The sequence below is a fragment of the Neisseria sp. P0021.S005 genome (assembly GCF_051956955.1).
In genome coordinates this window covers 1-3,498 of the sequence record NZ_JBQCWY010000310.1, presented here as the reverse complement: position 1 = coordinate 3,498, position 3,498 = coordinate 1, and the positions used below count along the sequence as shown (strand labels likewise).

Annotated in this window: 4 protein-coding genes and 2 pseudogenes; all 6 read right to left on the bottom strand. The window is 48.2% G+C overall.

The genetic code is table 11. The features are described 5' to 3' along the window. Positions 1–702: pseudogene (locus ACTHUE_RS13295) on the bottom strand (AMP-binding protein); the annotation flags it as partial. A gap of 233 nt (positions 703–935) precedes the next feature. Continuing rightward, entirely contained in the window at positions 936–1,475 is a 540-nt protein-coding gene (locus tag ACTHUE_RS13290) for a septation protein IspZ (protein ID WP_107769003.1), read from the bottom strand. 77 nt (positions 1,476–1,552) lie between these two features. Then, positions 1,553–2,338, bottom strand: a complete 786-nt coding sequence (locus ACTHUE_RS13285; protein WP_101755194.1) for a lysine exporter LysO family protein — start codon at positions 2,336–2,338, stop codon at positions 1,553–1,555. A 269-nt stretch (positions 2,339–2,607) separates the two neighbouring features. Then, positions 2,608–3,042, bottom strand: coding sequence for a hypothetical protein (locus ACTHUE_RS13280; protein ID WP_101755195.1), 435 nt, complete (start codon positions 3,040–3,042; stop codon positions 2,608–2,610). Between the two features lie 118 nt (positions 3,043–3,160). Then, positions 3,161–3,409 carry an acyl carrier protein gene (locus ACTHUE_RS13275; RefSeq protein WP_003680823.1) on the bottom strand — a complete coding sequence of 83 codons (249 nt, stop codon included), beginning with the start codon at positions 3,407–3,409 and terminating at the stop codon, positions 3,161–3,163. Between the two features lie 12 nt (positions 3,410–3,421). Then, positions 3,422–3,498: pseudogene (locus ACTHUE_RS13270) on the bottom strand (phosphopantetheine-binding protein); the annotation flags it as partial.

The following is a 3,498-nucleotide window of genomic DNA, read 5'->3' as shown; positions in this document are numbered from 1 at the left end:
GAGTACGGCCGGGCTGGCAATCCAAACCACTTTATCGTGTGCGGCCGTGCTGGAAAGCAGGTTTTCCGGATAAACCGCCTGCTGTCGTTCCATAGTCCAACCCATTGTCAGCGCGAGTGCGAAGCGAAATGTGAAGCCGTAAAGATGTTGCGGAATCACGCTGCCGATCACGGTTTCACCGTGTTGTCCAAATGGCAGCGTATTTGCCAAAGTCAGGGCTTCTGCCTGCATCTGCGCGGCGGTTTTCACAATAATTTGCGCTTCACCGCTGGAACCTGATGTTTTCAGCCATGCTTCGGCATGGTCGGGAATCAGATGGTTTTCAGGATAGGTGCTCAGTCCTTCCGATTCTGTTTGAGTCAATACATCAGGCAAGTGCCAGATGTTCAGGCCGTCTGAAGACAGCTTTTTATCTGTTGAATCCGTTAAAAACGCTTCTGCCGTTTTTCCCCACTCCAAATTGTCTTGCGCCAAATTGGGCAGCAATAAAACCTTTCCGCCAGAATGCCACACTGCCAACACGGCACAGGCAAACAGCGCGGCATCGTCAAACCACAGCGCGGCCGTTTGCACGCCTGCCTGTTTCAGACGGCCTGACAGATGAAAAACCGCACGGTTGAAATCAGCACGCGTCCAATTCGGATGGGCAGCGATAAGGTCGTGTTGGGGCAGGTCGGGGGATAGAATTTGGGTTAGGTGCATGATGGTTCTAAGGTTTTATAATTTTGATGTATTTGCCTTGGTATCTTCTTTGAATTGGGCCAAGCATTCATCGTATTGTTTGTTTGTCGTTTGGCGTACCAATTCGTAATCATTTGCCTGCCACTCTTCCAATGAATGGCTTTCACTTCTTTTGAAGCAATGGAGTAACCGATCGGTTTTGCCGTTTTGTCCGTCTACAAAAGGCTGATAATTGATGAAATATTTTTAATGGTTTAAACCTTCAAAACTAATTTCCGATAAATCCACTCTCCGGCAAATAATATTCCCATTAACACATACGACACGATGCCTGTATAAGCCGCCCACCAATCGTAATATTGCAAGCTTGCCAAAATGGCGGCGGTTGCGCCGTTGAAGATAAAGAACGCGCACCAGATTTTCGTAACGCGTCGAGTGTGGCGCACACCTTCGGGCGGCAGGTCGGGGTGTTGCAGTCGGGCGAGGCGTTCGATAACGGTTTGTTTGGCAAACAGGCTGCCGCCGAAAATGGCAAGCATCAGTGCATTGACGGCGACGGGATACCAATACATCGAGTCAGGCCGTCTGAAAACCAGTACCGCCGCAAAAAAGGCGGCAAGGATAATCGCCGTAATGCGTTGGGCTGTGGTTTGCGGCATGGCGGCGCGTATCAGCCATAACACACACATGGCCGCAGCAAGCCAGAAAAATGCGCCGTTTTCCCTGCCGTAATACCATAGAAGCGGATAGGCGAGGCTGGCAAGGGTCAGTAGGAATTTTCCCAGTGTTTTCATAATGGTGTTCGGTTTCAGATGACTTTTGGGTTTTAGGGGGGGAGGTCGTCTGAAAGTTGTTTGGAAAAATAGTAGGATCAGTTCAGCATGGCAATGGCGGCGGACAGAAAAAACGGTGCGACAAGGGTCAGGATAAAGCCGCTGACGACGGCGTATTTGATGTATTCGGCGCGGCAGTTTTCTTTTACAAAGGGCAGGGCGGAGTCCATTGCCGCTGCGCCGGAAATGCCGATTGCCGCCATAGGCTGCTTTCGTCCGTAGAAATACAGGAAGACGATGCTGATCATTTCGCGGAAAAAATCGGTCATAAACGCTGCCGCACCCATTTCGGGCGATACCGCTTTTCCAACCATAGGACCCGAAAGGGAGAACCAGCCGAAACCGCCCGACAATACCAGGCTTTGGGCAAACGAATAGGGCGAACATAGCGAAAAAACGAAACACGCGGCGGCGGTTGCAGCAACGGTCAGAAGCGGCAGCAGGAAAATCCTACGTCCGAATCCGCCAAGCTGGAAATGAACCAAGTCCATGCCAACCATGAAAATCAGCAGATAGAGGATATGGGTGCTGTCGATGGGCAGATTGCCGACCTGTCGCCCGAAAAAGGCAAATGCCGCGACACCCAAACCGAAAAAAGCAAAGGCTTTGAAACAGCCGTAAAAGGGTTTGATAAAGCTGCCCGATGGAGTGGGAGCAGTCGAGGCTTCGGGTTTGCGATAAAGCGCAATCAAGGTAAACGCGCTGATAATCAGTGCGAGCAGCAGGGCATATTTGACGATGTCCGCGCCCAGATTCGGGTCGGTAAAGACGCCGCCGAACTCATAGCCCATGAAAAAGAGCAGCAGCAGGACAATAAAGGACAAGGGTTTGAGTAGGACTTGTCGAAGGGGTGGTGCAAGAAATTTACCAGATAGGAAACCGGTAGATAACAATGCAAGAACAATAAAGATCGATGATAAAGATGATTCCATATTTATAATTCTCCAGTTGAAAATTATTGATTTGATATTAAATATTTTGTTTCGTAAGAGAGAAGTCAATTAATATCATTGTTCTTTGAGCAGGTTTGCCAGTTGCAGTTTGCGGCCGGTTTCGCATTTGATGTGGTCAATAAGGTCGATGGTGTCTTGGATTATTCGTTTTCTTCCTTATTTTTTTCAAAGGCTTCATGTTCTACGAGCAGCTTATAGTATTTTGGATAAAGCTTGGCGATGCGGTTACGGTTTTCCGAGGTGCAGAATTTTGCAACCTCTTTGGGTTCATGAGATTTAGGATAGCGGGAAAACATTTCAGTCTGCTCTTGTTTGGTCATTTTTTTGACCGTTGGGCAGATAGGGGCCATTGCTGATTTGCTGTTGGCAAATCCAGCCATATTCCATGCCAGCATCCCGTTACGTTGAGTTTCCTCGTTCGTGTTTTTTTCACAAAACTCCATATCGTTATACATATCCAATGAATCACGAATGACTTGCATACACTCGGCATGTGTCATTTTTTTGATGAGGGAAATTTCAGCGTGCGCAGACAAGGCGGGGAGTAAGAGCAGTAGGGAAATGAATTTTTTCATGGTGTTAGTTGTATATTATGGATAAGTGAGAAAGATTGATGATTAGGTTGTTTATTGATATTCAGACGACCTTGCCGGTGGGTAAGGCCGTCTGAAAATATGCTGATTCAAAGTAAAATCAGGAATCTTGTTGTACTTTCAAGACCGCTTGAACCACGTCTTCTACGGTACGCACGTTGCGGAAGTCTTCGGCTTGCAGTTTGCGGCCGGTTTCGCGTTTGATGTGGTCGATAAGGTCGATAGCGTCGATGCTGTCGATTTCCAAATCTTCGTAGAGGTTGGTTTCGGGTTTGATGCGTTCCGGTTCGATTTCAAACAGGTTAACCAGTGCATCGGTCAGCAGGGTGCGTACTTCTTGTTCGGTCATCTTGTCTCTCCCTTATGCTTGGCGGCTCTTGACGAACTCGGCTAAAGTTTTGACGTTGGCGAAGTTTTCGCGCAGGTTGTCGTTTTCAC

Excerpts from the sequence above, each read along its gene's own strand:
- ACTHUE_RS13290 (WP_107769003.1), bottom strand. The coding sequence starts at position 1,475 with ATGAAAACACTGGGAAAATTCCTACTGACCCTTGCCAGCCTCGCCTAT.
- ACTHUE_RS13280 (WP_101755195.1), bottom strand. The coding sequence starts at position 3,042 with ATGAAAAAATTCATTTCCCTACTGCTCTTACTCCCCGCCTTGTCTGCG.
- ACTHUE_RS13275 (WP_003680823.1), bottom strand. The coding sequence starts at position 3,409 with ATGACCGAACAAGAAGTACGCACCCTGCTGACCGATGCACTGGTTAAC.